At 63.5% G+C, this 24552-nt stretch carries 27 protein-coding genes; 19 read left to right on the top strand and 8 right to left on the bottom strand.

Going from position 1 to position 24552, the window contains the following annotated elements; all coding sequences use genetic code 11:
• Window positions 1-19: 19 nt before the first annotated feature.
• Window positions 20-1087 (bottom strand): DUF2066 domain-containing protein, encoded by a 1068-nt coding sequence (locus tag AAF358_22420; protein MEM7708325.1) that lies wholly within the window; start codon window positions 1085-1087, stop codon window positions 20-22.
• 64 nt (window positions 1088-1151) lie between these two features.
• On the opposite strand from AAF358_22420, the gene purM reads away from it, so the two are divergent.
• The 3 genes from purM to AAF358_22405 are packed head-to-tail and all read left to right on the top strand — an operon-like array spanning window position 1152 to window position 3665.
• Window positions 1152-2225, top strand: a complete 1074-nt coding sequence (gene purM, locus AAF358_22415) for a phosphoribosylformylglycinamidine cyclo-ligase (GenBank protein ID MEM7708324.1) — start codon at window positions 1152-1154, stop codon at window positions 2223-2225.
• Complete coding sequence (gene purN, locus AAF358_22410; protein ID MEM7708323.1) at window positions 2222-2953, top strand: phosphoribosylglycinamide formyltransferase; 732 nt, start codon at window positions 2222-2224, stop codon at window positions 2951-2953. The genes purM and purN overlap by 4 nt, the downstream gene beginning before the upstream one ends.
• The gene (locus AAF358_22405) at window positions 2862-3665 is read left to right on the top strand and encodes a DUF3108 domain-containing protein (protein MEM7708322.1); all 804 of its coding nucleotides are present in this window, start codon (window positions 2862-2864) and stop codon (window positions 3663-3665) included. The genes purN and AAF358_22405 overlap by 92 nt, the downstream gene beginning before the upstream one ends.
• Window positions 3666-3706: 41 nt before the next feature.
• On the opposite strand, the gene murA is transcribed toward AAF358_22405, so the two are convergent.
• Window positions 3707-4981 carry a UDP-N-acetylglucosamine 1-carboxyvinyltransferase gene (gene murA, locus AAF358_22400; protein MEM7708321.1) on the bottom strand — a complete coding sequence of 425 codons (1275 nt, stop codon included), beginning with the start codon at window positions 4979-4981 and terminating at the stop codon, window positions 3707-3709.
• Window positions 4982-4988: 7 nt separating this feature from the next.
• Entirely contained in the window at window positions 4989-5222 is a 234-nt protein-coding gene (locus AAF358_22395; GenBank protein MEM7708320.1) for a BolA/IbaG family iron-sulfur metabolism protein, read from the bottom strand.
• Between the two features lie 248 nt (window positions 5223-5470).
• Here AAF358_22395 and AAF358_22390 point away from each other — a divergent pair, with 248 nt between their 5' ends.
• The 15 genes from AAF358_22390 (at window position 5471) to mgtE (ending at window position 18702) form a co-directional block, all read left to right on the top strand.
• Entirely contained in the window at window positions 5471-6442 is a 972-nt protein-coding gene (locus AAF358_22390; protein MEM7708319.1) for a calcium/sodium antiporter, read from the top strand.
• A 127-nt stretch (window positions 6443-6569) separates the two neighbouring features.
• Window positions 6570-7514 (top strand): KpsF/GutQ family sugar-phosphate isomerase, encoded by a 945-nt coding sequence (locus AAF358_22385; protein MEM7708318.1) that lies wholly within the window; start codon window positions 6570-6572, stop codon window positions 7512-7514.
• A gap of 1 nt (window position 7515) precedes the next feature.
• Window positions 7516-8028, top strand: a complete 513-nt coding sequence (locus tag AAF358_22380) for an HAD-IIIA family hydrolase (GenBank protein MEM7708317.1) — start codon at window positions 7516-7518, stop codon at window positions 8026-8028.
• 9 nt (window positions 8029-8037) lie between these two features.
• Window positions 8038-8586, top strand: coding sequence for an LPS export ABC transporter periplasmic protein LptC (gene lptC, locus AAF358_22375; GenBank protein ID MEM7708316.1), 549 nt, complete (start codon window positions 8038-8040; stop codon window positions 8584-8586).
• 1 nt (window position 8587) lies between these two features.
• Window positions 8588-9088: a lipopolysaccharide transport periplasmic protein LptA gene (gene lptA / locus AAF358_22370; GenBank protein MEM7708315.1), complete on the top strand. Its 501-nt coding sequence runs from the start codon at window positions 8588-8590 to the stop codon at window positions 9086-9088.
• A gap of 31 nt (window positions 9089-9119) precedes the next feature.
• Window positions 9120-9845, top strand: coding sequence for an LPS export ABC transporter ATP-binding protein (gene lptB / locus AAF358_22365; GenBank protein MEM7708314.1), 726 nt, complete (start codon window positions 9120-9122; stop codon window positions 9843-9845).
• Window positions 9846-10012: 167 nt separating this feature from the next.
• Window positions 10013-11527 carry an RNA polymerase factor sigma-54 gene (locus AAF358_22360; GenBank protein ID MEM7708313.1) on the top strand — a complete coding sequence of 505 codons (1515 nt, stop codon included), beginning with the start codon at window positions 10013-10015 and terminating at the stop codon, window positions 11525-11527.
• A gap of 21 nt (window positions 11528-11548) precedes the next feature.
• Window positions 11549-11872 carry a ribosome-associated translation inhibitor RaiA gene (gene raiA / locus AAF358_22355; GenBank protein MEM7708312.1) on the top strand — a complete coding sequence of 108 codons (324 nt, stop codon included), beginning with the start codon at window positions 11549-11551 and terminating at the stop codon, window positions 11870-11872.
• Between the two features lie 51 nt (window positions 11873-11923).
• On the top strand, window positions 11924-12388 hold the full coding sequence (locus tag AAF358_22350; GenBank protein MEM7708311.1) for a PTS sugar transporter subunit IIA: 465 nt from the start codon (window positions 11924-11926) through the stop codon (window positions 12386-12388).
• Window positions 12389-12942: 554 nt separating this feature from the next.
• The gene (gene hprK / locus AAF358_22345; GenBank protein MEM7708310.1) at window positions 12943-13893 is read left to right on the top strand and encodes an HPr(Ser) kinase/phosphatase; all 951 of its coding nucleotides are present in this window, start codon (window positions 12943-12945) and stop codon (window positions 13891-13893) included.
• Window positions 13890-14771, top strand: a complete 882-nt coding sequence (gene rapZ / locus AAF358_22340) for an RNase adapter RapZ (GenBank protein ID MEM7708309.1) — start codon at window positions 13890-13892, stop codon at window positions 14769-14771. The genes hprK and rapZ overlap by 4 nt, the downstream gene beginning before the upstream one ends.
• Window positions 14768-15157, top strand: a complete 390-nt coding sequence (locus tag AAF358_22335) for a hypothetical protein (protein MEM7708308.1) — start codon at window positions 14768-14770, stop codon at window positions 15155-15157. The genes rapZ and AAF358_22335 overlap by 4 nt, the downstream gene beginning before the upstream one ends.
• Window positions 15158-15174: 17 nt before the next feature.
• Window positions 15175-15444, top strand: coding sequence for an HPr family phosphocarrier protein (locus AAF358_22330; protein ID MEM7708307.1), 270 nt, complete (start codon window positions 15175-15177; stop codon window positions 15442-15444).
• A gap of 67 nt (window positions 15445-15511) precedes the next feature.
• Window positions 15512-17242, top strand: a complete 1731-nt coding sequence (ptsP, locus tag AAF358_22325; protein ID MEM7708306.1) for a phosphoenolpyruvate--protein phosphotransferase — start codon at window positions 15512-15514, stop codon at window positions 17240-17242.
• 101 nt (window positions 17243-17343) lie between these two features.
• On the top strand, window positions 17344-18702 hold the full coding sequence (gene mgtE / locus AAF358_22320) for a magnesium transporter (GenBank protein MEM7708305.1): 1359 nt from the start codon (window positions 17344-17346) through the stop codon (window positions 18700-18702).
• Here the strand turns inward: mgtE and tsaB are convergent.
• Window positions 18695-19363 (bottom strand): tRNA (adenosine(37)-N6)-threonylcarbamoyltransferase complex dimerization subunit type 1 TsaB, encoded by a 669-nt coding sequence (tsaB, locus tag AAF358_22315; protein MEM7708304.1) that lies wholly within the window; start codon window positions 19361-19363, stop codon window positions 18695-18697. The genes mgtE and tsaB overlap by 8 nt on opposite strands.
• Before the next feature lie 209 nt (window positions 19364-19572).
• Between tsaB and AAF358_22310 the strand changes: the two genes are divergently transcribed.
• Window positions 19573-20424: a M23 family metallopeptidase gene (locus AAF358_22310; protein MEM7708303.1), complete on the top strand. Its 852-nt coding sequence runs from the start codon at window positions 19573-19575 to the stop codon at window positions 20422-20424.
• A gap of 86 nt (window positions 20425-20510) precedes the next feature.
• Here the strand turns inward: AAF358_22310 and AAF358_22305 are convergent, their stop codons facing one another.
• The 4 genes from AAF358_22305 to gph are packed head-to-tail and all read right to left on the bottom strand — an operon-like array spanning window position 20511 to window position 24531.
• On the bottom strand, window positions 20511-21680 hold the full coding sequence (locus AAF358_22305; GenBank protein ID MEM7708302.1) for an AAA family ATPase: 1170 nt from the start codon (window positions 21678-21680) through the stop codon (window positions 20511-20513).
• Window positions 21673-22500, bottom strand: a complete 828-nt coding sequence (locus tag AAF358_22300) for a hypothetical protein (protein ID MEM7708301.1) — start codon at window positions 22498-22500, stop codon at window positions 21673-21675. The genes AAF358_22305 and AAF358_22300 overlap by 8 nt, the downstream gene beginning before the upstream one ends.
• On the bottom strand, window positions 22493-23848 hold the full coding sequence (gene rmuC / locus AAF358_22295; protein MEM7708300.1) for a DNA recombination protein RmuC: 1356 nt from the start codon (window positions 23846-23848) through the stop codon (window positions 22493-22495). The genes AAF358_22300 and rmuC overlap by 8 nt, the downstream gene beginning before the upstream one ends.
• Window positions 23845-24531: a phosphoglycolate phosphatase gene (gene gph / locus AAF358_22290; GenBank protein MEM7708299.1), complete on the bottom strand. Its 687-nt coding sequence runs from the start codon at window positions 24529-24531 to the stop codon at window positions 23845-23847. The genes rmuC and gph overlap by 4 nt, the downstream gene beginning before the upstream one ends.
• Window positions 24532-24552 lie beyond the last annotated feature (21 nt).

Below are 24552 nucleotides of genomic sequence, written 5' to 3'. Positions count from 1 at the left end.
TGACTAGCACGCGGGTCACTCACAGCCCCTGGAGTTCGAGCTCCAGATCCACCGCACTGCCGCTGTGGGCTCGTGCGCGCAGCACGTCCCCGGCAGCCAGCGCCTGCTGAAAGCCCCGCAGGCCCACGTTGCTCGACAGGTTGAGATCGAGATACTCACCAAACACGCTGACCGGCTCGAGCCGATCGACCACCGAAAGGCCGGTCAGGTACTGCATCACGGTGCCATAGCCTCGCGCGCTGCTGACGCCATGCACCCGGATCCGCAGCAGTCTCCCGCTGAACTCGTCCGGACGGATCGCCGCTTCCGCGGCCATCGCGGCAGCCAGCCGACCCATCCCCGCCGACAGCGTGGATTCAAGGGTAGTCCCTCGCGTCTCCCAGCGCTGACTGCGGGCCATGCCACTCAAGAGCCAGCGGGTGGTCCAGGTACCGCCGCTGAGATAGCTGCGCCCGAGGAGCAGCTGTCTGGCGCCATAACGTTCGGAAGCCGGGCGCAGCTGATCGGCAAAACCGCCCCAGACGTCGCTAATACTGGCCAGCTGCTGGTCCTGAAGATCCATCAGCGGCAGCAGCAGCGGCACGCCGACGGCGGCCGCATCCTCAACCATCATGTCCAGCAGCACGCCATCGCTGTCAGCGAGCCCCAGAAGATCGCGCTGCCCGTCGCGCTCTACGGCCACCCACACCAGCGTTGCCGGTCGCTCCAGTGGCCACACCGGCAGCCCCAGATCGCGCAGTCGATCATTGGTGAGCGTGCTGTCGAACTGAACCTCAAGCCATCGCTCCCGCAGCTCGCCGGCTCCCCGGTCGACAAATCGATGGACCATCACCAGCGGCGCTACCGGGCCCAGCTCGCCAGCCTCCGCCAGCGCCTCCACCTGCAGCGGGTAGCCCGATAGCTTGCCGAGCACCTGCAGCAACGCCAGCCGATAACCGCCTTCCAGACCATCAGCGGCCAGCTCGCTGGCGGGCACTCGGCCGACAAAAGGCTCGAAGCCTTTGGCCCCTAGCGTCGTATGCAGGGACAGAAGGAGAAGAAAAAGAAGGCGAATCACGGCGGTTGCGAGGCGAAATGAGATGGCCATTAAGATACCATAGCCCGCGGTCGTCGACGGCCGCCCTTACCGTTCCTAAACAGGCGTCAGCACCGTGAGTGACAGGCAAACGGCAAATTCCTCTCTCACCTATAAAGATGCGGGCGTGGACATCGACGCCGGCAACGCCCTGGTCGATCGCATAAAGCCGCTGGTTGCCGCAACCCGCCGCCCGGAAGTGCTCGCTGAGGTGGGGGGCTTTGGCGGGCTGTTCGCGCTGGATACCAACCGGTTTTCCGATCCGGTTTTGGTGTCGGGGACCGACGGCGTCGGCACCAAGCTGAAGCTCGCGACCGAACTCGACCAGCATGACACGATCGGTATCGATCTGGTTGCCATGTGCGTCAACGACGTGCTGGTCCAGGGAGCTGAACCGCTCTTTTTCTTGGACTATTTCGCCACCGGGCGGCTCGATCCAGCGATTGCTGAACGCGTGGTCGCCGGCATTGCGCAGGGCTGCCAGCTTGCGGGTTGCACACTGATCGGCGGGGAGACCGCTGAGATGCCCGACATGTACGCCGCGGGCGACTATGACCTGGCCGGCTTCACCGTTGGCGCGGTCAATCGGGACCGGCTGATCACGGGCCAGGCAACCCAGGCAGGCGACCAGCTTATCGGGCTGGACTCATCGGGGCCTCATTCGAACGGTTTTTCGCTGATCAGGCGCATTGTCGAACGGGCTCAGGCCCAGGACCCCGAAGCGCTGACTCGCAGCATCGACGGCCAGAGCCTCGGTGCAGCGCTGATGGCCCCGACCACCATCTACGTCAAGCCGGTCCTGCGTGCGCTACAAAGCCACGCGATTCACGCGATGGCGCACATCACGGGCGGCGGCCTGGCGGAAAACCTGCTGAGGGTGATCCCTGACGGCCTGGGAATTCATCTCGATCTGACCAGCTGCCCGTGGCCACCGCTGTTTCGCTGGCTGGCCAGCACCGGCAACGTGGCGGCACCGGAGATGCGACGAACCTTCAACTGCGGAATCGGCTTCTGTCTGGTCTGCCCGCCGAAATCCGCGGATGCCGTCCTGAGAACACTCAAGGACGAAGGGCTAAGCGCTCGCCTGATCGGTGAGGTGGAAGCGGCTTCTGACGCTGAGCGCGTCCGCTTCAGCGGACCTGAGCAGTGACAGAACAGCGAGCTGTGCCGGCGGGCGCGGCCGGCGATCTTCGCGCAACCGATCTGAATCTCGCAGTCCTGATCTCGGGCCGTGGCTCCAACCTGCAGGCGCTGCTGCGTCATCAGGGCGCTTTTCGCGTCTCGCTGGTGATCAGCAATCGACCCGACGCAGAGGGGCTTGTTCACGCGCGTGAGGCCGGCGTTGAAACGGCGGTGATCGACCACCGGTTATTCGATGAGCGCGCGGACTTTGAACATACTCTAGCTGAAGCTCTTTCGAGAAATGATCTACAGCTAATTGTTTTAGCTGGTTTTATGCGAATTCTTGGTGCGGAGTTTGTCAGCCAATTCGTGGGTCGCATGATCAATCTGCACCCCTCGCTGCTGCCCGACTTCCGCGGCTTAAAAACCCATGAACGTGCGCTGGAAGCTGGTGTCAAAGAACACGGGGCAAGCGTTCATTTTGTAACCCCTGAGCTCGATGGCGGCCCGGTAATCGCCCAAATCACGCTGCCCGTCGAGCCGGAGGACACACCCCAAACACTGGCCAGCCGCCTGCTGCCGCTTGAGCACCAGCTGCTGGTATCGGTGGTTCGGTGGTTTGGCGAAGGAAGGGTCAGGTATGCAAACGGACAGGTCTGTTTTGATGGCGACACGCTCACGCAGCCGCTTCGCGTGGCGGCGGTTGGCTCTGCTGGCCGCGGCCTGCCTGGCGCTGATTCAAACGGCCGCGGCTGAGGACGCGGGTCCGCCGCCCGTCGGGTATTGCCCGGCGCAGCAGCTGACCCCCTTTTCCGCGCGCTACGACGTCTACCTCAACGGCCGGCTGCTGGGTCGGTCCGAGGCCTCGCTAAAGAAATCGGGCGCTCAATGGACCTATCGCGTATCAACCGAGGCAAACCGGGGTCTCGCCGGTTTTCTGGGTGGCAAAATCACCGAGCGAAGCCAGTTTGAGCTGGCGGACGACGGTTCTCTGCTCTCGCGTGACTACGATTATCAGCAGGGCATTCGCTTTTCACGACGCGAGGGACGCGCCCGTTTTGACTGGGACCGGCTGCAGGTGGAGGGCGTCTACAAGAAAAAAGACTTTATGCTGCCGCTGGTGGCCGGGCAGACCGATCGCATGTTGATTAACCTGAAGCTGATGCGCCAGCTCGCGGAGGGTCAGCAGCAGTTTGCCTTTGAGACTGTCGAACGCGGCAACGTCCGTCAGCACACCTACTCCCGCACCGACGAAGTTACCGTTACCGACACCAGCGAGGGGGAGCTGCAAACCGTATTGGTCAACCGGCATCACAGTAACCCGCGGCGCCAGACGCGTTCCTGGCACGCTCCAAAGCTCGGATTTCTACCGGTTAGGCTGGAACAGATCGACGGTGACGATGACGAGGTGATCGAGATGCGGCTCACCGAGTGGGTTTGTGAACCCTGCCCGAGCGTGGGACCTTAAGTTACCGGAGGAATCCCCCCGCGATCACGCCTGGTCGGCCCTCAGGCGGCGCGATGTGACGGCAGACGCTGGATGTTGGCGCCAAGGGCCTTGAGCTTTTCCTCGATGTTTTCGTACCCGCGATCGATGTGATAAATCCGGTCGACGATCGTTTCACCTTCAGCCGCCAGGCCGGCCAGCACCAGGCACGCCGACGCGCGAAGGTCTGTGGCCATCAGTTCAGCGCCCGTCATTGATTCGACCCCCTTAATGATGGCCGTGTTGCCGCGGAGCTGGATATCAGCGCCCAGCCGCTGCAGTTCCTGCACGTGCATAAACCGGTTTTCGAATACGGTTTCCGTGATCGTTCCGGTGCCCTCCGCAATCGCGTTCAGCGCCGTGAACTGCGCCTGCATATCCGTGGGGAACCCCGGGAACGGCGAGGTGGTCACGTCCACCGCCTTGGGACGTCGGCCGGCCATGTCCAGCTCGATGAAATCCTCACCGATGGTCAGCTCCGCCCCACACTCGTCCAGCTTCGCGAGCACAACGTCCAGCGTCTCGGGCCGGGCTTTGCGGACCTTGATGTGGCCGCCACTGATTGCCCCGGCCACCAGATAGGTGCCGGTTTCGATCCGATCGGGCAGCACCTCGTAGGGTGCGCCGCCAAGCCGCTCAACACCCTCAACGACGATGGTGTTGGTGCCGGCCCCGCTGATGCGCCCCCCCATTGTGTTGACAAAATTGGCCAGATCGACCACTTCAGGCTCCTGGGCCGCGTTTTCGATGATGGTGGTTCCGTCCGCCAGGGCTGCAGCCATCATGATGTTTTCGGTGCCGGTGACCGTGACCATATCCAGCACGATCCGGCAGCCACGCAGCCGGCCGCGCGATACCGCCTTGATGTAGCCTCCCTCAACAGAGATATCGGCGCCTAGCGCCCGCAGACCTTCGATATGCAGATTAACCGGCCGTGTGCCGATCGCGCAGCCACCGGGCAAAGACACGTTTGCCTGGCCGTAGCGAGCCACCAGCGGTCCGAGCACCAGGATGGATGCCCGCATCGTTTTTACGAGATCGTAGGGCGCGTAGAAGTGGTTGACACTGGTCGTGTCCACATGGAGCCGCATTCGCTCGTCCACGATGATCTCCGCCCCCATCTGGGCCAGCAGCTCGATGGTCGTGGTGACGTCCTGGAGGTGCGGAACGTTGCCGATCTCAACCGGCTCATCGCACAGCAGGCTGCCGGCGAGGATGGGCAGCACGGCATTTTTGGCGCCGGAGGCCACCACGCTGCCGCTCAGCGGACTACCGCCGCGGATCACAATCTTAGCCATTAGCGACTCACTGCCCGGCTTCTCCGGGCGTTTGGGTTCGCAGCGCCAGGGCGTGTATCTCGCCCCCCATCCGTTCACCCAGCGTGGCGTAGACCAGGCGATGGCGCTTTAGGGTCGCAACGCCCTCGAACGAGGGTGATACCACCGTTGCAGAAAAATGCACGCCGTCATCACCGCTTACCACTACACTGGCGTCGGGTAGCCCCTGCTCAATCAGTTGCTTGATGGCCTCGCAATCCATAGACTTTCGCCCCTTGCCCGTTATCCGCTGGTTGTGCGCCGCGGGTTGCTGCGATCAACAGCAGCGTCTGAAATCCTGTGCCGGCCCGTCTGCCGCCACCTGATCGGTCGGTAGAGGCGGGCGATGTTATAGGAAATCTGGCACTACCGAAACCGTACCGGCGCTGGGCAGGATGCGCGGCGGGGCGGCGCTACACAAAATAATAAGAGACCCGAATTCACCTTGATGGACAACCCTGCACTACGCCTATGCTGCTTTCGCTAGGACTCATCGCCATCGGTTTTGTGTTCCTGGTATGGGGCGCAGATCGATTCGTGGCGGGGGCGGCAGCCACCGCGCGCAACCTGGGCGTGTCGCCGCTGATCATCGGCTTGACGGTCATCGGGTTTGGCACATCCGCCCCGGAAATGGTGGTATCCGGGGTTGCCGCGCTCCGCGGCAATCCGGGGCTGGCGGTCGGCAACGCAGTTGGATCCAACATTGCTAACATCGCCCTGATCCTTGGGGTGGCAGCCAGCATCTATCCGCTGCAGATTCACTCCGACACCCTGCGTCGCGAGTATCCGATCCTGCTGGTGGTGTCGGTACTCGCACTGGTCCTGATGCTGGATCAGAACCTGGGCCGTGTTGACGGCGCTATCCTGCTGTTCGGCCTGCTCCTGATGACCACCTGGATGGCCGCGATCGGCATGCAGCGCAGCGGGCCTGACCCGATCGCCGCCGAGTTTGCCACCGAAATCCCCTCAGACATGTCGACGCCCGTCGCGCTGGGCTGGCTGATGCTGGGCATGATCGTGCTGCCGGCGAGCTCCCACATTCTGGTCCTTGGCGCTACGGACATTGCCCGCATCATGGGCGTGTCGGATGTGGTGATCGGCCTGACGGTCGTGGCGATCGGCACCAGCCTGCCGGAACTTGCCGCCGCCATCGCCAGCGTCTTGAAGCGCGAGTACGAGCTGGTCATCGGCAATATCATCGGCTCTAACATGTTCAATCTGCTCGGCGTGCTGGGCATTGCGGCCAGCATCGAGCCGACCGCGGTTGACAAGACCCTCCTCTACCGCGACTACACCATCATGCTGGGTCTGTCGCTGATGCTGTTCTTAATGGCCTATGGCTTCAGGGGCCCGGGCCGAATCTCGCGTTTTTCCGGCGCAGTTCTGCTCGCAGCTTTTGTGGCTTACCAGGCGATGGTCTTTTACACTGAGCTGAATCAATAGACTGAAGCTTTCCGGTCGCCGGAGCTCCGAACCCACTATGGAACCCATCCCGTCCAGGCTTGCCGGCCTGATTACCGGCACGATCCCGCTCGGACCAACACGGCTTGACGAGGCCGCCACACGAACGATGGCGCGGGCCGTCATTCGGACCGAGATGACCGCGGTCGAGGCGCTGCTCGATCGTATCGACGAAGACTTCCTCGCCGCGTGCCAGCTGATGCTGAGCTGTCAGGGCCGGATTGTTGTCATGGGCATGGGGAAGTCGGGCCACGTAGCCTCCAAGATTGCCGCGACCCTGGCCAGCACCGGTTCGCCCGCCTTTTTTGTTCATCCGGGCGAAGCCAGCCATGGCGACCTGGGCATGATCACGACCAGTGACGTTGCCCTCGCGTTATCCAACTCCGGTGAGACCGAAGAGCTCCTGACCATCTTGCCGGTGATCAAGCGCCTCGACGTCCCTCTGATTGCCCTGACCGGCAATCCGTCCTCCACGCTGGGGCGGAACGCCACTCGCCACGTGGACGTGAGCGTTGACCAGGAAGCCTGCCCGCTGGGCCTGGCACCGACATCGAGTACTACCGCTGCCCTGGTGATGGGTGACGCGCTAGCCATCTCGCTGCTGCACGCGCGTGGCTTCACGCAGGAAGACTTTGCGCGCTCCCATCCCGGCGGCCAGCTCGGCCGGCGCCTCCTGGTGCACATCAGTGATCTGATGCACGTCGGCGACGAGATTCCCAGAGTCCCCGCCGACACCGTGCTGCCGGCGGTCGTCGATGAAATGACCCGCAAGGGTTTTGGTATGACCGCCGTGGTCGACGAGCACGACCAGCTGCTCGGGGTCTTTACCGACGGTGACCTTCGTCGAACGTGGGATCGCGGGGGCGACATTCGCCAGGTCCCGGTCAGGGAGGTGATGACCCTTCAGGGCATCACCATCGAGCCCAGCAAGCTGGCCGTCGAGGGCGCGCAGCTGATGGAACGTCATGGCATCTCGAGCCTGCTGGTCGAAGAAGACGGCCAGCTCGTCGGCGCGTTGAACATTCACGACCTGCTGCGAGCCGGAGTCGTCTGACGTGACGGCCGCGGTGCCGGAGGCGGTTCAGCGCAGAGCGACCGCCGTGCGCCTCGCCGTGTTTGACGTCGATGGCGTCATGACCGACGGCCGCCTTTACTATGACGAAGCTGGCCGCGAGCTGAAGGCGTTCTTTACCCAGGATGGCCTCGGCCTCAAACACCTCATGCGCGCAGGAACGCTCGTCGGCATCATCACCGGCCGAGACAACCCGATCGTCAACCACCGCATGGCGGAGCTCGGTATCACCCGACTGGTGGCGGGCTGCGACGACAAGGGCCCGGCGCTCGCCGCCATGGCGGATGACGCTGGCGTCGAACTGTCCGAAACCGCGTATGTGGGTGATGACCTGATCGATGTGCCCGCCCTGGAGCGCGCCGGGCTGGCCATCTCGGTACCCAACGCCCACGCCAGCGCGCTGGCGGTTGCACACTGGGTGACGCCCCGTCCCGGCGGGAGTGGAGCGGTCCGGGACGTATGCGACCTCATCATGCCGACCGGCGCCGCCGGCTGACGACGGCCGTTGCAGTCCCGTACCCGCTTTGTTGCTGCGGCCCTGGGGCTGACGTTCACGTTTTGGCTGGCGTCGAGCCTTCGCGAGCCCGAGGAAGTGGAGACTTTGCCCGCCGCGCGGTCGGATTATCTGCTGGAGGAATTTGATCTGCTGGTGATGGATCCAAGCGGCCGACCAAGCTTCCGCGTTCAGTCTCCCTATCTTGAAAAGAATCAAGAGGACGAGTCGGTCACGATCACCACGCCGCACCTGACGCTCTTTGAGGCTGGCGAGGTCACCTGGCAGATGCAGTCGGACAGCGCCTGGATCAACCGGGAGGGAGATGAAATCTGGCTGCCGGGGCCAGTTAAGCTGGCTTCGGAACAAGCGCCACTGACCATTGTCAACACCTCCGACGTCACCGTGCTGCCGCAGGAGAATCTCGCCAGTTCCGAGGCGGCCGTCGAAGTCATTCGCGCGGACATGCGGTCTGAGGGAGTGGGATTTGAAGTAGACCTGTCTCGCCAGCAGTTCGATATACTCAGCCAGGTCAAAGGCTTTTATGAACCACCGAGCTGACATGAAAAAGCGTTCTGTGCTTCTGCTCTGCGCCAGCCTGATCAGTGCTGCCGCCTGGGCTCGTACCGAGGATCGTAACCAGCGCGCAGAGTTCCGGGCTGGACGGTCGACGGAAAACGCGGGCGTCGTTGAGTTCAGCCGGGGCTTCGAGCTGACCCAGGGCAGTCTGACAATCACCAGCGACAGCGCCCGGGTGTTTCGCGACGACAAGGGGGCGCTGGTGCGCATCGAGATTATCGGCAAAGAGACCGAACCGGCGCGCTGGCGCGAAGAGCTGGACGACGGCAGTCCGCTCGACGGCCGGGCTGAGCGTATCGACTACTTCCTGCAGGACGAAAAGGTCACGCTCATCGGCCAGGCTCAAGTCCGTAAGGCCGGTGACGAGATGCGGGCTGAAACAATCAACTACGATCTGAATACACAGCAGCTCGATGCCGGTGGCAACAGCGACAAACCGGTGCTGTTTATCTACACCCCGCCGCAGAAGCCGGCGGACGGCTGACGCCAGCCTCTAACGCTTCTCAACCCGGCTGATGTCGATTCTCCGCGCGGACACCCTGTCCAAAACGTACAAATCACGCGCCGTGGTCGACGGCTGTTCGGTCACCGTTCGCCAGGGTGAAACGGTCGGCCTGCTGGGCCCGAACGGCGCCGGCAAAACCACCTGCTTTTACATGATGGTGGGTCTGGTCCGCTGCGACTCGGGAACCATCTGGCTCGACGAACAGGACATCACGGGTATGCCCATGAACCGCCGAGCGCACCTCGGCATCGGCTACCTGCCCCAGGAACCGTCGATCTTTCGGCAGCTCAGCGTTCGGGACAACATCATGGCGATCCTGCAGCTGCGCAAGGGGCTCAGCCGAGGTGACCGCCGCGCTGAACTCGAACAGTTGCTCGACGAGCTTCAGGTTGGACACCTGGCGGGTCAGAAGGGCATTACGCTCTCCGGCGGCGAACGAAGGCGCGTTGAGATCGCCAGAGCACTGGCTGCCGCGCCGCGCTACATGCTGCTGGACGAGCCTTTTGCCGGTGTTGATCCGATCTCCATCAACGAAATCCAGCGCATCGTCAATCATCTGAAGGCGCGGGGTATCGGCGTGCTTGTTACCGATCACAATGTGCAGGAAACGCTCAAGATCTGCGATAGCGCCTACATTCTTAGCGAAGGCAAAGTGCTTGCCGAAGGGTCACCGGCTGACGTGTTGGCCAACAAGCAGGTGCGCGACGTTTATCTGGGTCAGGATTTCAACCTGTGATCGTTCACGGGCAAAAATTCCGGCAGGTTTCCGACACGGTTCTTTACAAGCCATGTACTAGGCAAGTGCGGTAGCGAGGCATAAAATGGATTCGCAAGCCCGTCTTGATACGTGGCATTACCGATTCAGTGGCGTAGCCCTTTGAACGGTCTTCAGGCACAGATACGTTGAAACCCGCCCTACAACTGCGTCTCGGGCAACAGCTCAACATGACGCCTCAGCTGCAGCAGGCCATCAAACTGCTGCAGCTCTCTTCTCAGGAACTCGAAACCCAGCTCCTGGAAGCGCTGGAAACCAACCCCCTGCTCGAGCGCGAAGACCTGGAGCTCACGTCGGCGGCCGGGGCGGACGATAACGCCGGCGATCGCGCGACGATCGATGAGCGCACCGTCGAGGCCACCGCCACCGATGAGATCGGTGTTGACGCGGAAAAAGACGCCTTCACCACACCCGATACGCAGCCCGACGCCGGTCCCGACGTGGACGCTGATACGGATAACATCCTCTATGAGGAGCGTTACGCGGCGTCCACTACCGGCACCACCCGCAGCAGCGGCGATTTCAGCGACAGACCCATGGACTTCGCTGACAGCGACCAGGACACGCTGGCCGAACACCTGCTTTGGCAACTCAACCTGAGTCATGCCCTGCCGCGAGATGTGGCCATTGGCGTGGCGATCATCGACGCGATTGGCGACGATGGTTACCTCACCGAAACGGTTGAAGCGATTCGTATGAGTCTGCTGCCGGAGTGGGAGGTGGAAAGTGACGAGGTGGAGGCGATGCGTCACCGGCTTCAGCATTTTGATCCGCTCGGTGCCGCCTCCTGTTCACTCCAGGAATGCCTGACGATTCAGCTGGCGACACTGGCCGACGATACGAGCGGCCTCAGGGTCGCCAGCAAGATTGTCGACCAAGGCCTGGACCTGCTCGCCAAGCAGGACATCGTCGGACTGCGGCGCAAGCTGTCGCTGACCGATGACCAGCTGCGTCAGGGCATCGAGCTGGTCCGATCGCTGGAGCCGCGCCCGGGCGCCCATTTCTCATCGACCCCGACCGAATACGTAACCCCGGACGTGGTGGTCGAAAAACGCGCCGGCGTGTGGATTGCGCGGCTGCCCGAAGACACCATGCCGCAGCTGCGGGTCAACGATTTTTATGCAGGCATGATCGGCAAAGCCAGCAAAGAAGACTCGAACTATCTCCGGGGCCAGCTGCAGGAGGCCCGCTGGCTGATCAAGAGCCTGGAGGCGCGAAACGAAACCCTGCTGAAGGTGGCCAACGCGATCGTCCGATACCAGTCGGATTTCTTCGAGCTGGGCCCGGAGGCGATGAAGCCTCTGGTTTTGCGCGAAGTGGCCGATACCATCGATATGCACGAGTCGACGGTGTCTCGGGTGACAACGCGCAAGTACATGGTCACCCCGCGGGGGATCTTTGAATTCAAGTATTTCTTTTCCAGCCATGTCGGCACCAGCGACGGCGGAGAGATGTCGGCAACCGCCATCCAGGCCATGATCAATCGACTGGTTGAGGGTGAACCGCCGGCCAAGCCACTCAGCGACAGCAAGCTCGCTCAGCTGCTGAACGACCAGGGCATCGACGTTGCCCGGCGCACGGTCGCCAAGTACCGAGAAGCGCTGAACATTCCCTCATCATCCCGACGTAAGCGGTTGATGTAACTTCCAAAGGAGGAGCGTGTCATGCAAATCAATCTCACCGGACGCAATATCGATATCACGCCGGCCCTTCGCAAGAAGGTAGAGAGCCGATTCAAGCGGGTGGTGAAACACTTCGATCACCTGCTCGATGTGCACGTCATCCTAGGCGTTGACCGTCATCAGCAGCACGCTGAGGCGACCCTCAACGGCAGCGGCAAAAAGTTTTTTGCCGACGCACAATCCGAAGACATGTACGCCTCCATCGACATGCTGGTCGACCGTCTCGATCGACAGGTCATCAAGTACAAAGAGAAACTGCGGGACCACAGTGGCGACGTGCCGCTGAAATCTATGGGCACAAACTGACCGTTCGCTTCAGCGGCAAATCGAAAAATAAGGCGAAGAAAGGCATCTGCCATGCTGATATCGGATCTGATCAACCCTGAGCGTATCGCTATTGACGTTAAGGCCAGGAGCAAAAAGCGGGTTCTGGAGGTCGCCGCCGCGTCGCTTTATCCCGCCGCCGAGGGCATCGAAGAGCGGACCGTATATTCCGGGCTCTGCGCGCGAGAGCGCATCGGTACCACGGCGTTAGGGCAAGGTGTGGCCCTGCCCCACTGCCGCCTGGCCGAGCTGCCGGCGGCGGCGGGCTGCCTGCTGAAGCTGCACGACCCGGTGGACTTCGACAGCAGCGACGGCAAGCCCGTCGATCTAGTGTTTGCTCTGATGGTGCCGGAATCTCACGAAGACCAGCACCTGAAGCTACTCGCGCTGGTCGCCGAAACGTTCCATGACGCCGAGCGGCGCGACCAGCTCCGGGCCGCCGACAGCCCGGAGCACGTCATGGAATTGCTTGAATCCTGGGAAATGCAGCAGGTCTAGTGTCCTGTCACGTTAATTGGTTGCATTTCAGAGCCCCGTTGGGCGCCAAGAACAAGGCGCATCGCGCCGGCAATGGCCGACGCCCTTGGCAAGCGATGCAACGCGGTTATTGGTCCCAAGGGGGCTCCCCCAAGAAATGAAGAAGGGCGCGTCCCACAAGGCAAAGAGCGGCGTTGCGAACCTTGGCCAGGGAACCACCCTGGCCGGCGGCTCGCGCTTAGTGGGCCGTGCGGTGTGGCTGTCGCTTCAGTCCATCCGCTGGGCCCGTCTGGCAAGGCGCGAGCCGCAGGCAATGGCCGTAGCCCTTGGCAAGGCTCGCAACGCGGCCAGGCGGGCCCAGCGGTGGACCCGCAGTGCGAGCGCGTCAGGCGCCATGCCGGCGTTGACCCGCCGAGGCCATAGCTAGGGCTATGACCCCGACGAATCGCCTTGGCCTGACGCCTGACACGCTCGCTGAAGTGACAGCCACGCCGCACGGACCACTGACCCCAGGGCCTTGTGGACACGCGCTGAAACTCAACAAATGAACGTGACAGGACACTAACCTCCGCCTGATGAATGGGCGCATCACCTCGGGCGAGATTTTTGCCGCGCTAAAGGATCGCTTTAGTCTGACCTGGGCGGCTGGACGGAGCGGCACGGAGCGCGCCTTGGCGAGCCAGGCGACCGAGGGCCCCAGGCCGTCGCTGGCGGGCTTCCTGAACGTCATTCATCCCAACAACATTCAAATTCTCGGTGCTGAGGAAGTCGCGTATCTCGATACGCTGGAAGCTCGGCAGCGCTGGGAGACCATCGCGCGCATTGTAGCCAACGATCCCATGGCGGTTCTGGTCAGCGACTCGCTGCCCCTGCCCGATGATCTGAGGGAGGCTGCGGAAGAGTCCGGGACACCCCTGTGGGCCTCTTCCGCGGCAGGCGTCGAGCTGGTCAGCCACCTGCAGCACATGCTGTCACGCCGGGTGGCTCGAAATACCTCGGTGCACGGCGTGTTTATGGAGGTATTCAGCCTGGGAGTGCTCATTACCGGCGACAGCGGGGCAGGCAAAAGTGAGCTGGCCCTGGAGCTGATCACGCGCGGCCATCGCCTCGTGGCGGACGACGCGCCCGATATGACGCTGATCGGCCCCGACGTGATCGACGGCACCTGTCCACCGCTGCTGCGCGATTGTCTGGAAGTTCGAGGGCTCGGCGTCCTCAACGTTCGCGCCATGTTTGGCGATAGCGCGATCATCGCAAACAAGTACCTGCGGCTGATTATCCATCTTCGCCTGATGGACGCTGAAGCCATCCGCCATACGGAGATGGACCGCCTGCGAGGTGAACAAAGCGAACGCGAAATCCTGGGCATCGGCATACCGCAGATCACCGTTCCGGTAGCGCCCGGCAGAAACCTGGCGGTATTGGTGGAAGCTGCGGTGCGAAATCACGGTCTTAAGATGAGTGGCTATGACGCCGCCGATGAATTTCTCAAACGACACCAGCAGGCGCTAAAGGATCAATCATGAGTCCCAATCCGGACGAGGAACCCAGCTCGGAGCTTGTGATCGTGACCGGCCTGTCCGGTTCCGGCAAGTCCGTGGCGATGACAACGCTCGAAGACCTGGGCTATTTTTGCATCGATAATCTGCCGCTCGGGCTGATCGACGCGCTGCTGGAGCACAACTTCGGACGGCCGGAACCCCTGCCAAAAATTGCCCTGGGTCTGGACGTTCGCGGCCAGCGACAGAGCCTGAGAACGCTGGGCGATACGCTTGCCGCAACTCGCCAGGCTCACCCCAAAACCAGCATCTTTTTTCTGACGGCTGACGACGCCACCCTGCTGAAACGCTATTCCGAAACCCGCCGCCCCCATCCGCTGCACCATGCGGACCAGTCGCTGGCTGAAGATATCGCTCGCGAGCGGGAGCTGCTGATGCCTGTCGCTGAACACGCCGACTTTACGCTCGACACCAGCCAGCTGAGCGTGCACCAGCTCCGTCGCGAGATCTGCAACGAGCTGGGAGCCGGCAGCCGCCCCACGGTGCTGCTGATCGAGTCGTTTGCGTTCAAACGGGGCGTTCCGCCGGACGTGGACTTTGCCTTTGACGTGCGCTGCCTGCCCAATCCTCATTGGGAACTGCACCTGCGGCCACTCACCGGCCGCCAGCAGGAGGTCAAAGACTTCCTTGCCGGTCACGCCCAGGTGGAGGATCTGGTCGCGGACTACTGCGCATGCCTCGAGCGATGGCTGCCGCAGTTCGAGGCCGACAACCGAAGCTACCTCACGGTGGGCATCGGCTGCACCGGCGGTAAACACCGGTCGGTCTACGTCGCTGACGCCATCGCCGATCACTTCGGCAAGCGCCGCGACCATGTGCTGACCTATCACCGGGAGCTGCTGTGAGCAGCCTGCTGTTGATCACCCACGGGGACCTCGGCGCCTGCCTCATCGCGCAGGCTCGACACGTGATCGGCACGCTGGGACTCACGATTCGCGTGCTGGGCGTGGAACCCGACGCAGACCCGGCGATGGTGGAGCAGCAGGCTCGTAGCCTGTGTGACGACCTGGGGTCCGACTCGGTGATCCTGACCGACGTTTTCGGCGCCACGCCGAGTAACATCGCCCACCGCGTCGCCGACGGACGACCCGTGGTTCACGGACTGAACCTCGCCATGCTGCTGCGGGGTCACAACTACGCGAGCTTAAGCCCCGACGAACTGGCCAGCCACATGGTCAGCGGCGGCCAGCGGTCGATCTTCAGCGGCAACCAACCGCCCGACCCGTATTAACTTGGGGCCCACGAACCATGCCTGAAATCACCGTCGAAATTTGCAACCAGCTCGGCCTGCATGCCCGGGCCGCGGCTCGGCTCGTAAAAACAGCTAGCAGCTTTTCCAGCGACGTGCGGATCGGCAACGGCGAACGTCAGGTCAACGCCAAGTCGATCATGGGTGTTATGATGCTGGCAGCCGCCAAAGGCACCAGCGTCACTCTCGAGGCGACGGGAGAGGATGCTGACGAGGCCCTGGCGGCACTGACGGATCTGATCAACAACCGTTTCGGAGAGGCTCAATAGCGGCGCATTCGCGTCCCGGGGAAGTTTCCAGCAGGACTTGTCGTGAGCGCCCCTCCCAGGGAGGTCTATGGCGCTAGCGATCTACGGCACCGGTGTTTCTTCTGGCATTGCCATCGGTCGGGCCCACGTGGTCCGGGGGCGGCGGCTGGACACGCAGGAGCACCCGATCGAACCCGATCAGGTTGACCGTGAGGTGCGCCGATTCCGCCTGGCCGTCGGTCGGGCCAGCGAAGATCTACGGCGTGTCCGACGCCAGCTTCCGGCGGATACGCCGGTTGAGGTCACCGAATTTCTCGATATCCACGTACTGATGCTCGAGGACACCTCGATCGCTGACGCGCCGGCTGACATCATCGCCGAGCAGCAGTGCAACGCCGAGTGGGCGATCAACGTGCAGTGCAACCGGCTGAAAGCGGTGTTCGAGGAAATGGAAGACCCCTACATCCGCAGTCGGGCGAATGACGTGGACCAGGTGATCGGCCGGGTCCTCAGTCAGCTCGCCGCTGAGGCTGCCGACGAGTACGTGGGCGGTCACTACCGGGGTCTGGTGCTGGTCGCACAAGACGTCGATCCAGCCAGCTTTCTGCTGCTTCATCAGGAGGGCATCGCTGGCCTGGTGACCGAACACGGCGGTCCGCTCTCCCACACGGCCATTCTCGCGCGGAGTCTCAAAATGCCGGCCGTGATGGGACTTCGCCACGCCCCCAGACTGATCAGCGAAGGTGATCTGCTGGTGCTTGACGGCCAGCGAGGCGTCGCGCTGGCCGATCCGGGTCGCACCGTGCAGCGCCACTACCGGGAGAAGCTTCGCCAGGAGTCGGCGCGGCAGTCGTTGCTGCAGCAGGTGCGGCGCCAGCCCACACAAACGGTCGACCGGTGTCCGATCCGACTCCAGGCCAACGTGGACCTTGCGGAGGACATGGCTCTGGCCAAGCTCAACGGGGCGCAGGGAGTTGGGCTGTTCCGTACCGAATACCTGTTCCTCAATCGGCAAACGCCGCCGGACGAAGAGGAACAGTTTCAGGCTTACGCCGCGCTGGTCGGCAAACTGGGTGACGGCGCAACAACCATCCGAACGCTGGACCTGGGGGCCGACAAACAGGTGGACTCGGTCCGAGCGCCCGAAAGTTCTCTGATCAACCCGGCCCTGGGACTCCGGGCCGTGCGGCTCTGCCTCAGCGAGCAGGAGATGTTCCTGTGTCAGCTTCGCGCCATTCTCCGCGCGACTGCGCTGGGCCCGGTTAACATTCTGATCCCCATGCTCTGCAACACCCAGGAACTGTTTCAGGTCAAAGCGCTGGTCCAGCAGGCCGAGCGCGACCTGAAGGCCGAAGACGTGCCGGTTGGCCGGTACCAGCTTGGGGGCATGATTGAGGTTCCGGCTGCCGCGCTATCCGCCCGCACGTTTGCCAAGAATCTGGATTTCCTGTCGATCGGCACCAACGATTTGATCCAGTACACGCTGGCGATCGACCGTATCGATGAGCAGGTTGGCTACCTTTACGATCCGCTCCACCCCGCGGTTCTCAAGCTTCTACAGCTCACACTGGACGCCGCCGCGGCCGTTGGTACGCCCGTGTCGCTGTGTGGCGAGATGGCGGCCGACACCACCTACACACGGCTGCTCCTCGGCCTGGGACTGCGCGACTTCAGCGTTTCTCCGGCCCGGCTGCTCGAGGTCAGGCAGGTGGTCAACGGTACGGACCTCTCGGAAATCAGTGCCCTAACGCGACGCATCATGCGCGCATCCCACCCCGCGCGGATTGCGGCTCTCGTACGAGAGCTAAACGAGGCGTAGGCACCACACCAGCCGCCGGTCACGGCAAGCCGCGCGGGGCGTGACCCCGATCGAGTTTTCACGGACAATCCCTGCTCGACTTGGGGCCAGGGGCCGTCCAGATGGCTGAATACGTTCGCAGAGAGAAGTCCGAGCAGCAGCTGCAGCTGCTGAACGACGCGCTGCGCAGCGGCCGCCTCCAGCCCGTCAAACGCATCCTCAAGGCCCTCTCTGCCGGGGAAATTGCCGATCTGCTCGAGTCGCTGCCGCCTGATCGACGGGCCGTCGTCTGGGATCTGACCGACGCGACGCTGGACGGTGAAATTCTCGTTCATCTGAACGACGAGGTGCGTGCCTCGGTCATCGAGTCCACCGAGGACGCTGAGCTGGTCCAGGCGACCACCGAGCTGGAGCTCGACGACCTCGCCGACATCATCAACGACCTGCCGGATCAAGTGACCGAGCAGGTGCTCACGGTGATGGACCGGGAGGACAGGGAGCGCCTGGAACAGGTGCTGCTGTATGCCGAAGACAGTGCCGGCGGCATGATGAATCCAGAGGTCATCACGGTCCGTGCGGATGTCTCGCTCGACGTGGTGCTGCGTTTTCTGCGGCGGCGCGACAGCATGCCGGCTCTGATCGACCACCTCTTTGTGATCGATCGCTACGGCCACTACATCGGCCGCCTCGCTCTGACCGACCTGCTGACCAAAGACCCGCAGCTCAGCGTCCGCGAAGTGTTGGACAGCGAGGTTCCGGCGATCGGGGTCAACACGCCGGCCAACGAGGTGGCGACAGCGTTCGAACACCAGGACTGGGTGACGGCGCCGGTGGTGGACGATCGCAACCAGCTGGTCGGCACCATCACCATCGACGATGTCGTGGACGTGATCCGGGAGGAAGCCGAGCACAACGTGCTGGCGATGGCGGGCCTGGACGAAGAAAACGACATGTTTGCGCCCGTGCTGGCCAGCTCTCGGCGGCGGGCGGTGTTCCTGGGCCTCAATCTGGTGACCGCGCTGTTTGCCTCCTATTTCATCAGCATCTTCGGCGCTACCATCGAGCGGGTTGTCGCGCTCGCGTTTCTGATGCCCGCAGTGGCGTCGATGGGCGGTATCGCGGGCACGCAGACCCTGACGCTGATAGTCCGCGGGATGGCGCTGGGCCAGGTCGGTACCGGCAACACGGTTGCCCTGCTCAATCGGGAGCTGGCGGTCGGCTTTCTCAACGGCCTGCTGTGGGCGCTGGTGATCGCGCTGGTCGCCGTTTTCTGGTTTAAGGACGGCACCCTGGCGATGGTGGTGGCAACGGCCATCTTTCTGAACCTGCTGGCGGGCGCCGCCTCCGGCGTGTTTGTGCCCATTGTGCTCCGGCGCATGTCCATCGATCCCGCCCTGGCCGGCGGCATGGTCCTCACCACGGTCACCGACGTGGTCGGCTTTGTGTCTATCCTCGGTCTGGGAACGCTGCTGCTTACCTGACAGCCGCGCGAAGATACGCCGGCTCGATCGCCTCGGGCGCCACGGCCGCCGCGCCAAGCTCGCGCGCAATATGCAGCGCTGCTTGGGCGGAGGGGTAACAGTCGATGAGTTCTCCGGCCACCCGGTCCTCGCTACCCAACGCCACCCGCAGTTCCTCACCGTAGGCACCCGCTCCCGGTCCGGCCAACAGCCAGTCGCCGGCCGGCAGGGTCAGCTCAGTCGGATTACACACCTGCTCCTCGATGACAGGCTTTCCCACAGACTGCTGAAACTCAAAGGCGCCGGCGTAAACCTGGTTCATCCGGGCGTCAAGCAGCGCGGCGACACGGGGCTGATCGGCTTCCAACGACGCGTTGAGCGCGAGCGACTGCAGCGTCGATACGGGGATGAGTCCTTTGTCGGCACCCAGGGCCAGCCCCTGCGCCGCGGCAATGCCGATCCGCACGCCCGTGAACGACCCAGGACCTCGGGTGACGACAATCGCGTCGACGCGGGCCATTGTGAAGCCCGCTTCACTAAGCAGATCATCGACCATCGGCAGCAAGCAGCTGGCGTGCTGCCGGGGCGCCACCGTGAACAGCTCCCGAAGCTCCATTCCTTGTGAAAGGGCCACGGAGAACGCCTCGGTGGCGGTATCGATCGCAAGCAGTACCTGACTCAAAAGTGGGTTTACCTTGGGAAATGTGCGGGCAGCGGTCGCCCATTATTCCCCACTGAGCATCACTTGGGTATCGCGCGACGCTCGCTTCCCGCAAGGGCGTCATGGTGAGGTTTGCGGCGACGACCTGACCCGCCTAAGCTACGCGTCGACGACGAGCCCAGTGGCGCTAATCGGCCACTATCTCTTAACACGGCGACCTTGAGACACTCATGAACCTATCGACCCTGCTCCTTCTCGGCTGGCTCCTACCGCAGCAGATGAATCCGGCATCCGACAACGCGGGCTACAGGCTAGCCGGGCCGCTGACCCAGGGTGCGGTGCTTTTTGGCCAAACCGAGGTAGGCGCGAGCGTGATGTTGGACGGTGAGGTCGTGCCGGTCGGTCCACAGGGCCAGTTCCTGCTGGGCTTCGGGCGAGATGCTGCCGCTAAGGCGGTGCTGGAGGTGACGCTGCCCGACGGCAAGCGGAGCCGTCAGACGCTGGCCATTGCACGCCGCGACTACGCGATCGAACGGATCGACGGTTTGCCCCCGGCCAAGGTGACGCCGCCCGATTCTGTCCGGCAGCGAATTGCCGACGACAACGCTCAGGTGCGTACCGCGCGGGCCTTGCGCGAACTGCGAGATGATTTCAGCGATGGATTCATCTGGCCTGCCGAAGGTCGCATCAGCGGCGTGTACGGGTCGCAGCGGATTCTCAACGGCCAGCCTCGTCGACCGCATTACGGTATCGACATCGCCGCGCCAACCGGCAGTCCGGTGCTGGCTCCGGCGGCGGGTACGGTAACCCTCGCCCACCCTGACATGTACTACTCCGGCGGCACGCTGATTGTCGATCACGGGCACGGGCTTAGCTCGACATTCCTGCATCTCGACCAGATTGACGTTGAGGTGGGTCAACGGGTTGAGCAGGGGGAGGTTATCGCCACCATCGGCGCGACCGGTCGGGTGACGGGCCCACATCTGGACTGGCGCATGAACTGGGGCAAGGAGCGTGTCGACCCGGAGCTGCTGGTACCCTGCCGCCCTCGGCGAGCCCGGCCCTGCGAGAGCAAGCCCTGACCCGCTAGCGGAAGCGACAGACACCCCGCATGACGGACTAGCAGCGTGTTGAAAAACGGAGTTTTTCTGCGCGCTGCAGTCGGAAACTAGTCAGGCCACTCCCAGGCAGGCTCATCGAGCATCCCCTGACCCAGCACCTGGGTCTGACCCAAATGCTTGTCGAGCGCGATGCTGTGGCATCTCTCGTCTTTCTCGATCCCGGCCACCAGCCGTGTTGCGTGCGACACCACAATCAGCTGGCTGTGCTCCGCAGCCCGTCGGATCAGTCGGCTCAGCGCGGGCAGCAGGTCGGGGTGCAGACTGGTTTCCGGTTCGTTGAGGACAATCAGTGGCGGGGGCCGCGGGGTCAGCAGCACCGCCACCCACAAGAGAAACCGCAGCGTCCCGTCGGACAGCTCCAGCCCACTGAGTGGCCGCAGCAGACCCGGCTGGTGCAGGCTGACAGCAAAACGGTGGTCGCTCGACACGTCAATGTCGAGCTTCGCGCCAGGAAATGCGTCGTCAATGGCCTCGTCTAGCGCGTCATCGTCCCCGATCTCGCGAATCGTCTGCAGCGCCGCGGCCAGCTGGCTGCCCTCGTCGTCCAGCACGGTGGTGCGGGTGCCGAGCTGCGCCTGCCGGGCCGGCGCCTCAGCATCCGCCCGGAAATGGTCGTAGAAGCGCCAACCGCCGACGGCATCCCGGACCCTCAGCACCTCCGGCGCCTGACTCGGATCGGCCAGGTGGTTGAACAGGCTTTCAAACATCGGCAGGTGCTGCGCCACCACCTGCCAGCTCCGCCCTTGCCGCACCTTGGCGATCGCCGCCGTGCGGTCGACAAGCGCAGCCGAAGGCCGATAGAAGGCTCCGCTGAAGATGGTCTCACGCTTGATCTCAGGGTCGAGCTCGAAAGCCGTAGGCCCGAGACTGCCGGGCGGAACCAGGCCCAGCGAGATGGTGTAGCCGAAGTCTTCGCCGGCAAAACCCAGCCGCAGCCGCGCGGGGCCGTCACTCACCGTGCCCTGTACCGGGACCTCCCCCGCCCGCATGCCGCGGGAAATGGTGCCGGGGCCGGCCCAGAAGGTGGACGGCAGGCCGCCCTCTCGGGCCAGCGACTGGATTACACCCCCGTGCGCGGTCTCAGCGAGCAGCCGCAACGCCCGGTAAACATTGGATTTCCCGCATCCGTTAGGCCCGGTGATGACGTTGAGCGGGCCCAGGGCCACGGAGAAATCCAGCAGCGAACGATAGTTCGCGATGGCGATCGCATTAATCACCCGACTTCAGGCTTCGCCGCTTGGCCCGCCAGGCCGTCATAAGCTGACGCCAGCGCCCAGCCTCCGGCTGACCCGTAGCCCGCGCCAGCACGGTTCTCTCGGCGACCGCGAGATAGACACCCGCATGGCCGGCCCCGAAACGGCCGACGCCTTCCTCACCACCACCGTGTTGCCAAAGGTGACGAGCCGCGGCCGACTGATGTTCTTGCTCTTTGAGCTCCGCCCGCCGGAGCTGCGTCTGAGCCGTCAGGTCGAGCGGCCAGGGAGCGCGTCCCAGCTCCGACAGCTTCGGTAGCTTGGCTACCCACCCGAGCAGCACTACGTTTTGCCAGGCTGCTGCGAGTGACTCGCCCGCCGGGGTTGATTCCTGCTGAGGTTCCAGAGCTGCCAAAGGCGCTGCAAAGTCCGCCAGCCATTGCTGGAGCTCCGACCGATCCGCCGGGGTCTGACCCTGCAGGATCGCCGCGACAACCGACAACGGACCGTCGAGCTTCGGCCAGGCATAGCTTTTATCGCTGTCCTTGGGGGACGCGTGCACCGGCAGACCCAGCAAAGCAACGTCCGCCAGGAGGCTCTTGGTGACCGGGTGTCGGGGCGCACCCTCCCGGAGCCGCTTCCACTCCTCAAACCACCACGTCATTTTGGTCATCGCGACACCCGTCTCCCGAATGACCGTCAGTTCGCTCAGCTCGTCGAGGAGCAAAAACTGGGCGGCGACCGCGCGCTGCAGCGCCGGCGGTACAAACACCCGCGTCAGGAGGAGCTCTGGGACGTTACGCCGCAGGCGATCATCAAGGTAATAGTCCACCGCGTCAGTCACGACCGGTGTCGCCCGACTCGGGTTCAGCACGCGTTGCGACCGTGTCCGCAGCCCTTATCTCCTTCGCACTTTCCGGCTGACGCACCGGCGACTCCACGGCCGCAGGGTTCTGAATCTCACGCCGTTCTTCAACGCCCAGTTCCGTCAGCCTGCGGGCTGACGGCAGCACCTGGCGTTCGAGGGATCCGACGCTCCGATTGTAGTGATCCACGCTGTTGCCCAGGGCTTTTCCCAGCTTGGCAAAGTGCTCAGAGAAGATGCCGACACGCTTCTGAAAGGTCTCGGCCAGGCGGCGGATCTCACCCGCGTTTTCGATCATCGCCACCTGGCGCCAGGAAAAAGCGATCGCCCGAAGCAGCGCCACCAGACTGGTAGGCGTTGCCAGGATGACCCGCTGCCTGAGCGCCTCCTCGAGGAGCTGGCCGTCGCGCTCCAGCGCCACCGCCAGAAACTGCTCACCCGGGATGAACAGCACAGCGAAGTCCGGGCTGTTGCTGAACTGTTCCCAGTACGCTTTGTCCGCGAGCTGCCTCACCCGGGCCTGCACGTTTCGGGTGTGCTGCTGCAGCGCGGTCTCGCGCGCCTGCGGATCGCTGGCCGCTTGTGCGGTCAGGTAGGCATCGAGCGGCGTTTTGGCGTCGACCACAATGTCTCGCTGGTCCGGCAGGTGAATCACCATGTCCGGCCTGAGCTGGCCCTGATCCCCCTGCACCGAAACCTGCTCGGTGAAATCGCAGCGATCCACCATGCCGGCCAGCTCCACCAGCCGGCGCAGGGTCATTTCTCCCCAGCGTCCACGAACTTCCGGACGCCTCAGCGCCTGCACCAGATTGCGCGTTTCAGCCTGCAGCGTCTGCTGGTCCTGGGTCATGAGCGCCAGGTGTTTCTCGAGCGAGCTGAACGCGGTACGGCGCTCCTTCTCCAGCTCCCGGATCTGGGCCTCGGACCTGCGCAACGTTTCGCTGATGGGCTTCACCAGCTCGTTGAGCGCCTGCTGGTGCTGGCCGAAGCTGTTGTCAGCCTGCTGTTGATGCCGGCGAAAGCGTTCCTCGGCCAGGCGCATAAAAGACTCGGCGTTGCGCTTCAGCGCCCGGCCCGACAAGAGAGAAAAGCTGGCTTCCAGCCGCTGCTGGCTGTCTTCAAAGATACGCTCGCGTTCGTCTGACAACTGCCGGCTGGCCTCAGCCTGGGCCGCAAGCTTGGCGATCTCTGCCTCCAGTTCTGCGCTGCGTCGGGCAGCCCGCAGCGCCACCACCGCATAGGTGAGGCCACACCCCAAGGCAAACGCCAGGACCATCAGTAGCAGCGTCTGATCCGAGGAGCTGAGCTGCGCCCACCAGTCCGTCAAACAGATTCCCCGAACGGCAGCGCCAGGCCGAGCAGCGCCGGCAGTTCGTGGGCCTCTTGGATTACAGCGTCCGCGCCCCACGTGACGGGATGGTCGTCAGGCGTAAAGTAGCCGTAGGCTGCGGCGACTGCAGCGCAGCCTGCTGCTCGGGCCGCCTGGATATCCCGCTGATCGTCACCGACGTAGACGCACGATTCAGGCGCCACACCCATGCGGCGACAGGCTTCCAGCAGTCCATCCGGAGCCGGTTTGCGGGTCGGCAGCGTGTCGCCGCAGATCAGCGCGGCGCAGCGGACCCTCAGTCCCAGCGAGTCCATCAGCGGCTCGGCGTAAATGGAGGCTTTGTTGGTCACCACGCCCCAGGGCCAGTTGCGCGACTCGATCCTTGCCAGGAGATCCGCCACGCCCGGAAACAAGCCGCTTTTTTCGCTGAGGTTTTCGCCATAGCGCGCCAGAAACCGCCCTAGCAACTCAGCCTGTTCCACCGCGCTGGCATCGGGAAAAGCGGCGCCGACGACACCGGCGCCACCCTTGGACACGTACTGACTCAGCCAGGGCTCATCGACGGGCTCCAGCCCGCCTTGCGCCCTCAGCCAGTTAGCCGCTGCAACCATATCGGGTGCGCTGTGCACCAGCGTACCGTCGAGGTCGAACAGCACCGCGGCAATCTTGCTGCTATCCATCGGCGCCACTCCTGGAAAACG

This window comes from Pseudomonadota bacterium (genome assembly GCA_039033415.1).
Lineage (GTDB): Bacteria > Pseudomonadota > Gammaproteobacteria > Xanthomonadales > SZUA-38 > JANQOZ01.
The sequence above is the reverse complement of the archived record's forward strand: the minus strand, read 5'-3'. Positions and strand labels throughout refer to the sequence as shown.

Coding starts and splice junctions, on each gene's coding strand:
- hprK (MEM7708310.1), top strand. CDS start 12,943: ATGAATGGGCGCATCACCTCGGGCGAGATTTTTGCCGCGCTAAAGGAT.
- AAF358_22390 (MEM7708319.1), top strand. CDS start 5,471: ATGCTGCTTTCGCTAGGACTCATCGCCATCGGTTTTGTGTTCCTGGTA.
- AAF358_22310 (MEM7708303.1), top strand. CDS start 19,573: ATGAACCTATCGACCCTGCTCCTTCTCGGCTGGCTCCTACCGCAGCAG.
- AAF358_22395 (MEM7708320.1), bottom strand. CDS start 5,222: ATGGATTGCGAGGCCATCAAGCAACTGATTGAGCAGGGGCTACCCGAC.
- rapZ (MEM7708309.1), top strand. CDS start 13,890: ATGAGTCCCAATCCGGACGAGGAACCCAGCTCGGAGCTTGTGATCGTG.
- mgtE (MEM7708305.1), top strand. CDS start 17,344: ATGGCTGAATACGTTCGCAGAGAGAAGTCCGAGCAGCAGCTGCAGCTG.
- murA (MEM7708321.1), bottom strand. CDS start 4,981: ATGGCTAAGATTGTGATCCGCGGCGGTAGTCCGCTGAGCGGCAGCGTG.
- gph (MEM7708299.1), bottom strand. CDS start 24,531: ATGGATAGCAGCAAGATTGCCGCGGTGCTGTTCGACCTCGACGGTACG.
- ptsP (MEM7708306.1), top strand. CDS start 15,512: ATGGCGCTAGCGATCTACGGCACCGGTGTTTCTTCTGGCATTGCCATC.
- AAF358_22330 (MEM7708307.1), top strand. CDS start 15,175: ATGCCTGAAATCACCGTCGAAATTTGCAACCAGCTCGGCCTGCATGCC.
- AAF358_22385 (MEM7708318.1), top strand. CDS start 6,570: ATGGCGCGGGCCGTCATTCGGACCGAGATGACCGCGGTCGAGGCGCTG.
- lptB (MEM7708314.1), top strand. CDS start 9,120: ATGTCGATTCTCCGCGCGGACACCCTGTCCAAAACGTACAAATCACGC.
- AAF358_22405 (MEM7708322.1), top strand. CDS start 2,862: ATGGCGACACGCTCACGCAGCCGCTTCGCGTGGCGGCGGTTGGCTCTG.
- AAF358_22420 (MEM7708325.1), bottom strand. CDS start 1,087: ATGGCCATCTCATTTCGCCTCGCAACCGCCGTGATTCGCCTTCTTTTT.
- lptA (MEM7708315.1), top strand. CDS start 8,588: ATGAAAAAGCGTTCTGTGCTTCTGCTCTGCGCCAGCCTGATCAGTGCT.
- raiA (MEM7708312.1), top strand. CDS start 11,549: ATGCAAATCAATCTCACCGGACGCAATATCGATATCACGCCGGCCCTT.
- AAF358_22350 (MEM7708311.1), top strand. CDS start 11,924: ATGCTGATATCGGATCTGATCAACCCTGAGCGTATCGCTATTGACGTT.